Source organism: Acidimicrobiales bacterium (assembly GCA_035630295.1).
Taxonomy (GTDB): Bacteria; Actinomycetota; Acidimicrobiia; order Acidimicrobiales; family Iamiaceae; genus Iamia.
Genome location: DASQKY010000004.1, coordinates 1 through 7,361, shown reverse-complemented (window position 1 = coordinate 7,361; position 7,361 = coordinate 1). Strand labels below are relative to the sequence as shown.

Sequence of the window (7,361 nt, the reverse complement as noted above, 5' to 3'; positions counted from 1 at the left end):
TGGTTGCGCACCAGCGCGGCGTCGAGGCCGCACGGGCACACGGCCGGGAAGTGCCACGGCTCGGACCCCTCGGGCCGCGCCGACAGCACCGGGCCGACGACCTCGGGGATGACGTCGCCGGCCTTGCGGACGATGACGGTGTCGCCCTCGCGCACGTCCTTGGCCCGGACCTGGTCCTCGTTGTGCAGGGTGGCCGTGCCCACGGTGGAGCCGCCCACGAACACGGGCTCGAGCATGGCGAAGGGCGTTGCCCTGCCGGTGCGGCCGATCGACACCACGATCTGCTTGAGCAGGGTGGTGCGCTCCTCGGGCGGGTACTTGAAGGCGATGGCCCACCGCGGGGCGTGCGAGGTGGAGCCCAGCTCCCGGCGCTGGCCCAGGTCGTCGACCTTCACCACCACGCCGTCGATCTCGTAGTCGAGGTCGTGGCGGTGCTTCTGCCATCGGGCGCAGTAGGCGGCCACCTCGTCGATGGTGGAGGCGACGTGGATGCCCGGCTCGACGGGGAAACCCAGCCCGCCCAGGAAGTCGAGCGTCTCGCGGTGGCGGGTGAAGGCGGGCCCGCCCTCGACCTCGCCCAGCTGGTAGCACCACATCGACAGCTCCCGCCGGGCGGTCACCGCCGGGTCCTTCTGGCGCAGCGAGCCCGAGGCCGCGTTGCGGGGGTTGACCGCCACCGGCGTGGTCCGGCGGCCGGCCTCGGCCTTCACCCGGTTCTCCTCCTGCTGGCTGGCCTGGAGGCCGGCGAAGGCGGTGCCGGACATGTACACCTCGCCCCGCACCTCCAGCACCGGCGGGGCGGTGGGGCCGAGGTCCCGGGGGACCACGTCGATGGTCCGGACGTTGGCGGTGACGTCCTCGCCCACCCGGCCGTTGCCCCGGGTGGCGGCCTGGACCAGCTCGCCCCCCTCGTACCGGAGGGAGATGGCCACGCCGTCGATCTTGAGCTCGCACACGTAGTCGACCGGGTCGTCCTCGGGGGCGGCCCCCAGGCGTCGCTCCAGGCGCTGCCCCCAGGCCACCAGGTCCTCGGTGACGGTGGCGTTGTCGAGGGACATCATGGGCTGGCGGTGGACGACGGGGGCGAACAGGGCGCTGGGGGTCGCACCGACGCCCTGGGTCGGCGAGGCGACGGCGGCCAGCTCGGGGTGGGCCTCCTCGATGGCCCGCAGCTCCCGGACCAGCGCGTCGTACTCGGCATCGGCGATGGTGGGGGCGTCCAGCTGGTGGTAGGCCCGGTCGTGCCCGGCGATCTCGGCCCGGAGGGCGGCGGCCCGCTCCGCCGGGTCGACCCGCGCCTGCTGCTCGTCGCCGGCCATGGGTGCGGAGCATAGGGAACGCCGGGCGCTCCCGATCGCGGGTCGGGCCGGGGCACGGCGGCCTGGGGGGCGACCCGCAGCCGACCACGGAGGGCGGCGGAATTGCCCACTGTGAGTCACCAGAACCCTCAAGGCCGGGGCCGGGGGGCCGATCCTGTCGAGGACGGACCACGTAGCCGCAGCGAACACGGAACCCATGGCCTTGAACGGATCACTCGACGACTACTCCCCCGCCGGCGCCCTCCGGGTGCTGTCCTCCTCGGGTCGGACGGGCGCGGTGCGCTTCACCGGCGTGGGGGGCTGCACCGCCTACCTGTGCGACGGGCAGCTCTACTTCGCCCGCGGCGAGGACACCGACGAGGCCCTGGCCGCGGCCCTGGTCCGCCCCGGCCGGCTCACCGCCGAGGCCTGGACGGCCGCCGTGGAGGAGGCCGGTGACAGCCCCCGGGTCGGCGAGCTGCTCATCGCCCACGGCGCCATCGACCCCGACCTGCTGGCCTCGGTGGTGCTCTCGGTCATCTACGACCCCCTCATCACCCTGTTCCGGGAGGCCGACGGGGCCTTCGACTTCGAGCCCGACACCCTGCACTGGATCGGCCCGTACCGCAGCTTCAACGTCGAGGCCATCGTCAACGAGGTCCGGCGCCGGGTCCGCAACGTGGACGAGATGCAGGACGTCATCCCCTCCACCGCCACGTGGGTGGCGGCCAACCGCACCCTGCCCGACGGCGCCGCCCAGGTCACGCTGCTGCGCGAGGACTGGGAGCTGGTGACCTCGCTGTCGGGCCCCCGCACCGTGCGGGAGCTGGCCGCCAGCATGGGCCGGGGCCAGTACTCCACCGCCCAGGTCGTGCACCGCCTGGCCCGGGCCGGCCTCCTGGAGGTGGCCACCGAGCCCTTCGGCACGCTGGAGGACGACCCCGTCCACGAGCCGTCGGCCGCCGCCCGCCTGGCCGCCGCCGAAGCGGGCGACCCCCCGACCGGCATCGTCGACCCCCGGGGCCTCGACGAGGACGGGCCCGGGGACGCCCCCCGGGACCTCGACGACGCCGACGCCCCGGCGCCGGGCCCCAGAGCCACCGACCCCGCGGGCGCCGACACGGCGCCCTCCCCGGAGGGGGCGGCCGACGACCGGCTCCCGGCCGCCGAGCGGACCGAGGGCCTCCCCCCCGACGACCTGGGCCCCCCCCGGCCCAACCCGGACGAGGAGCCGATCTGGGCCGCAGCGTGGGGCGCGCCCGGCAACCCGTTCGAGCACGCCCCGACCGATCCCGCCGACGACCTGGGCGTCACCTTCGGGCCCCGGCTGGAGGGCGTGGGCGCCGGGCCCGAGATGCCGCCCCTCGACGACGGGGACATGCTCCCCCGCCGGAGCTCCGTGCGGGAGGCCGAACCCACCAGCTGGTGGCGCGACGAGGGCCTGTCCGACCTCGGGCCCGAGGCGCCGGGTGGGGTCACCGACGACCTCGGCACCGGCCTGGCCGGCATCAGCGGCTTCCAGGACCCCACGGCCGACGCCCACCGCGAGGACCCGGCCCTGGCCGAGGCGACCGACGGCGGGCCCCGCCTCGACCCCAACGCGGCCTGGCTCGAGAACCTCTACGCCCAGTTCATCGACGAGGCCGAGGAGCCGGCCACCAGCCGCTCCCGCAAGCGGGAGGCGCTCGACGTGGCCTTCCAGAGCGGGGAGGCCCAGGAGACCGAGCGCACGGGCACGCTGCGGCGCCTGGTCGACGCCCTGCGCCGGGTCTAGCCGACGGCCGGGGTCGGCCGGCCGGGGGCCGTAGGTGGGCCCTAGGCCCCGACGGAGAGGCGCACGCCGGCCAGCTGGTCGTGGATGCGCAGCCCCACGGCCCGGCTGAGCTCCAGCACCAGCTCGGCCTGGGGCAGGCGGTGCCCGGCCAGGCCGCAGGCCGGGGTCACCAGGGCCTGGCAGCGGATCCGCACCGGGTCGCACCCGGCCCGGACCAGCTCGCACCACTGGGCCGAGAGCAGGCGCCACCAGTGCGACGCCGAGTCGCCCAGGGGCCGGTCGGTGGGCACCGCGCCCCAGGCGATCCAGCCGTCGCGCTCCAGGAAGGCGGCCAGCGCCGCGGCCCCGGGGGCGAAGGCGGCCCCCACCGGGGCCGAGAGGATCCGGGGACCGGTCTGCAGCAGGGCCTTCCAGTCGGTCTCGCCGCAGCAGTGGATGCCGGTCACGGCCCGGGGCTCCCACAGGGCCAGCGCGCTGGACACCAGGTCGATGAGGGTCTCGGGGTCGGCCACGTCCAGCGGGAACCCGCCCACCAGGCCCGGCTCGTCCAACACCGCCACCAGCGGCGCCCCGGGGGCCACGGCCCGCACCGCGTCGTGCAGCGCCCGCGACCGGGCCCGCACCGCGGGGCCGGCGATGCGCACGGCCAGGCCGGGCTCGACACCGGCCCGGTGCAGGGCCCGGGCCAGGGTGACCGGCCCGGTGAGCTGCAGCTTCAGGGGGGTGGTGCGCCCGGCCACCGCGGCCAGGAAGGCCCGCCAGGTGGCGAACGGCGGGCCCGAGAGCTCGGCGTCGCCCAGGGGGGCCTCGGGATCGAGGGCGGCGGGGTCGACGGCCAGGGTGCCGTCGGCGCCGACGGCCACGCCGGCCAGGCCCCAGGCGGCCTGGGCCACCATGCCCTCCCGGGGGTCGAGGGCGGGCAGCGAGGGCAGGGCCGGGAGCTCGGGCAGCGCGTCGAGCACGAAGGCGACGGCCTGGTCCCGGTCGGTGTGGGGCAGGCTGCCGACCGCGGTCGGAGCACCGATCTCGACCGGCACCGGCAGCGAGGCGGCCGCGGGCGAGGCGGTGGCGGTGCCCCCCTGACTGGCGTCTCCTGTCCGCACGGGATCCCCCCTCGCGAGCGTCGGGACGTGCTGGGCGCCCTCGACCGACCCCTATGGAATAGCCAGCGCCGACCCCCATGGGCAAATCTCGGCGCCGTGCCCGACCCCGCCCCCCCTACCACCACCGGGCGTACCGCGGCGTCCGGGCCGGCCTCGGCCAGTCGAGTCGGGGTGCCGGTGTGGGCCCTGCGCGCCGCCTGGCTGCTGGTACCGGTGCTGGCCGGGCCGGCCCTGGGGGCGGCCCTGGACGAGCGGTCCCAACCCGTGCAGGTGGTCGCGTCGGCCCTGGGGTGGGTCGGGTGGGCCGTGGTCCTGGTGGCCACCCTGGTCCCCCGGGCCTCCAGCCTGACCGTGGTGCGGATCGGCGTGCCCGGCGCCCTGGCCGCCGCGGCCTGGGCCGCCGGGCCCGGTGCGCCCGACGACGCGCTGGCCCGGGGCGGCCTCGCCGTCGCCGCTGCCGCGGTGGCCGTCGTGACCGCCGCCGCGCCCGCGGTCAGCGACGCCTTCGTCAACGGGTCGGCCTACGGGACCGAGCGCCGCTTCGCCCTCCGCTGCCCCCTCCCGCTGGCCGCCCTGGCCGGGGCCACGTGGGCCGCGGTGGCGGCCGGAGCGATCACCGGCCCCCTGCTCCTGGCGGCCCGGCAGTGGGTCGCCGGCGGGCTGGCCCTCGTCGTCGGGGCCACGGTGGCGGCGGCCGGGGCCCGGGCCCTCCACGGCCTGTCCCGCCGGTGGCTGGTGCTGGTGCCCTCCGGCGTGGTGGTCCACGACCCCGTGGCCCGGCCCGACTCGGTGATGGCGCCCCGCCCGCTCATCACCCACCTGGCCCCCGCCCCGCGGGGCACCGACGCCCTGGACCTGACCCTGGGAGCCCCCGGCCTGGCCCTGGAGCTGGCCACCACCGAGCCCCTGCCCGTCACCGTCCGGCGGGGGCGGGCACTGGCCACCGAGGAGGCGACCCGGGTGCTCGTCACCCCCACCCGCCCGTCCGCGGTGTTGGCCGAGGCCGCCGCCCGCCGCATCCCGGCCGCCTCGTCACCCGGCCGGTCGAGCTGACGCCGCCCGTCCGACGGCCCACGCCGCCGGACGGTCGCCGGACGGTCGTCCCCCGGCCGGGCCCGCGCCCGGGCGAGGGGGCACCTCGACACCGGCGGCCCCGGGGTGGCAGCGTCGGGGCCGTGATCGACGACGCCAAGGTGGCCGCCCTCCTCGACCGGGTCCGCCGGGAGGTCGACGACGGGCTCCTCCCCGCCGCCCAGGTGGCCGTGGCCCTCGACGGCCAGGTGGTGGTGGACGCCACCTTCGGCGCCCCGCCCGAGGCCCGGTTCGGGCCCTTCTCCTGCACCAAGGCGTTGGTCAACGCCGCCGTCTGGTGCCTGGTGGGCGACGGCCGGCTCGACCTGTCGGCCCCCGTGGCCTCGTACGTGCCCGCCTTCGGCACCAACGGCAAGGACGTCGTCACCGTGGAGCAGGTCCTCCTGCACCTGGGCGGCTTCCCCTACGCCCCCCTCGGCCCCGCCCGCTGGGGCACCCGGGAAGGCCGCCACGAGGCCTTCCGGCGCTGGCGCCTGACCCTGGTCCCCGGCGAGACCTACATGTACCACCCCACCGCCGGCCACTGGGTCCTGGCCGACATCGTGGAGGAGCTGACCGGCGAGCCCTACGCCGATGCCGTCGAGCGGCTGGTCACCGCCCCGCTCGGGCTGCCCCGCCTGCTGGGCCTGGCGCCCGAGGACCAGGGCGGGGTGCTGGAGGCCGTGGCCGTGGGCCAGTACCCCACCGCCGAGGAGGTCGAGGCCGCCCTCGGCGTCCGGGTCGACCTGGCCACCCTCGTCCCGGCCGACGTGGCCATCGAGTCCCTGCTCACCCTGAACAGCGTCGAGGCCCGCACCGTGGGCCTGCCCGGCGCCGGGGCCGTGGTGCGGGCCGCCGACCTGGCCCTCCTCTACCAGGCCTTCCTCCACGATCCCGCCGGCCAGTGGGACCCCGAGGTGCGGGCCGACGCCACCGGCACCGTGCGCAACGTGCTGCCCGACCTGATGGGGGTGCCGGCCAACCGCACCGCCGGCGGGCTCATGGTGTGCGGCGACGACGGCCAGGGCCACTACCGGGGCTTCGGGCGGACCGCCTCGCCCCGGGCCTTCGGCCACAACGGGGCCGGGGGCCAGATCGCCTTCGCCGACCCGGCCACCGGGCTGAGCGCCGCCTACGTCACCAACGGCCTCGACCGCCACCTCATCCGCCAGCGCCGGCGGGACACGGCCATCGCCTCCCGGGCCGCCGCCCTGCTGGCCTGAGAGGGGCGCGGACGCCGACACCTGGGTCCTCGGGTGCTGTCGGCCGAGGGCACGGACACCGACCCGCGATCCGCTCGGTCCTGAGGCGCCGGCGCACATCACCGTGCGCGGTGGCGCCTCAGAAGGAGGGGAGGTCAGCCGCGACGGGGCGGACCCGCGGCGGTGGCCCAGGCCACCACGTGGTCCCCGTCGTAGGCCACCAGGGCCTGCCCGGGGGCCACCCGGCGGCGGGGCCGGGCCCAGCGGACCTCGCCGGTCCCGTCGCCCGTCCCCGACGGGAGCAGGCGGCCCGGGGTGGGGGCGCCGTGGGCGCTGGCCTGGACGGCCAGGTCGGCCTCGTCGAGCCGCCCGGCTTCGTGGGGCGGCCCGGCCCACCCGAGGGCGGCCACGGGCTGGGCCGCCACCTGCATCTCGGCCTCGGTCCCGACCCGCACCGTGGCCCCGGCCACGTCCACGTCCAGCGCGTAGCGAGGGGGGCCACCGCCGGGCAGGCCCAACCCTCGGCGCTGGCCCACAGTCACCGCCTCCACCGCCGGCACCGCCCCCACGGTGCGGCCCCGGCCGTCGACCACCCGGCCCGGCGTGAGGGCCAGGCGCCGGCCCAGGAAGTGGGCCCGCCCGTCGCCCCGGGTGATGAAGCACACGTCCTGGCTGTCGGGCTTGGCCGCGGTGCGCAGCCCGAGGGCGGCCGCCTCCCGCCGCACGTCGCCCTTGGCGCTGTCGCCCACCGGGAACAGCACCCGGCCCAGGCGCTCGTGGTCGAGGCCGGCCAGCACGTAGGACTGGTCCTTGGCCCCGTCGGCACCCCGGCCCACCCGAGGGCGGCCACGGGCTGGGCCGCCACCTGCATCTCGGCCTCGGTCCCGACCCGCACCGTGGCCCCGGCCACGTC

Annotated in this window: 6 protein-coding genes; 3 read left to right on the top strand and 3 right to left on the bottom strand. The window is 77.7% G+C overall.

Annotated elements, in window-relative coordinates; all coding sequences use genetic code 11:
- Positions 1-1,319 (bottom strand): NAD-dependent DNA ligase LigA (gene ligA / locus VEW93_01240; protein ID HYI60409.1); only part of this gene is annotated, 1,319 nt, incomplete at its 3' end.
- Between the two features lie 196 nt (positions 1,320-1,515).
- Between ligA and VEW93_01235 the strand changes: the two genes are divergently transcribed.
- Positions 1,516-3,072: a DUF4388 domain-containing protein gene (locus tag VEW93_01235; GenBank protein ID HYI60408.1), complete on the top strand. Its 1,557-nt coding sequence runs from the start codon at positions 1,516-1,518 to the stop codon at positions 3,070-3,072.
- Positions 3,073-3,113: 41 nt separating this feature from the next.
- Here VEW93_01235 and VEW93_01230 read toward each other — a convergent pair whose 3' ends face one another.
- Entirely contained in the window at positions 3,114-4,175 is a 1,062-nt protein-coding gene (locus VEW93_01230) for a hypothetical protein (protein ID HYI60407.1), read from the bottom strand.
- A 177-nt stretch (positions 4,176-4,352) separates the two neighbouring features.
- Here VEW93_01230 and VEW93_01225 point away from each other — a divergent pair, with 177 nt between their 5' ends.
- Both VEW93_01225 and VEW93_01220 read left to right on the top strand, forming a co-directional pair.
- Positions 4,353-5,228 (top strand): hypothetical protein, encoded by an 876-nt coding sequence (locus VEW93_01225; GenBank protein HYI60406.1) that lies wholly within the window; start codon positions 4,353-4,355, stop codon positions 5,226-5,228.
- A 122-nt stretch (positions 5,229-5,350) separates the two neighbouring features.
- Positions 5,351-6,469 carry a serine hydrolase domain-containing protein gene (locus VEW93_01220; protein HYI60405.1) on the top strand — a complete coding sequence of 373 codons (1,119 nt, stop codon included), beginning with the start codon at positions 5,351-5,353 and terminating at the stop codon, positions 6,467-6,469.
- A gap of 134 nt (positions 6,470-6,603) precedes the next feature.
- On the opposite strand, the gene VEW93_01215 is transcribed toward VEW93_01220, so the two are convergent.
- Positions 6,604-7,284, bottom strand: a complete 681-nt coding sequence (locus tag VEW93_01215; GenBank protein ID HYI60404.1) for a tRNA methyl transferase PRC-barrel domain-containing protein — start codon at positions 7,282-7,284, stop codon at positions 6,604-6,606.
- Positions 7,285-7,361 lie beyond the last annotated feature (77 nt).